The sequence below is a fragment of the Bacillus sp. SIMBA_031 genome, assembly GCF_046535225.1.
Classification (GTDB): Bacteria; Bacillota; Bacilli; order Bacillales; family Bacillaceae; genus Bacillus; species Bacillus velezensis.
This window is the reverse complement of the sequence record NZ_JAWRXC010000235.1, coordinates 1-272: the sequence shown is the minus strand read 5'-3', so window position 1 is coordinate 272 and position 272 is coordinate 1. Positions and strand designations below refer to the sequence as shown.

1 protein-coding gene is annotated in these 272 nt (G+C 68.4%); it reads right to left on the bottom strand.

What is annotated here, in order from left to right:
* On the bottom strand, positions 1-272 hold a 272-nt coding region (locus SB724_RS20140; protein ID WP_410572614.1), incomplete at both ends, for a hypothetical protein.

Sequence of the window (272 nt, the reverse complement as noted above, 5' to 3'; positions counted from 1 at the left end):
GAGGCGCTTTCCGTGCGGGCCGCAATCGCGTTGGCGAGAGCGGCATTTTCGGCACGCAGGCGATCGGCGCTCTGCTCGGCAGCAGCGGCGATGCGGGCAGCGGCTTCGTGGCCGGTTTCGGCATAGCGCTCGATCATCGGGCGGGCGGTCTCGTCGATGAGGCGCGAGAGCTCAGAGGAGCGGCCGGCCAGCATCGAGTTCAGTTCGCGGGTGCGCTCGTCGAGCGTTGCACGGATCGAGGTTCCGCGGGCTTCGAGAGCCTTCTCGACATC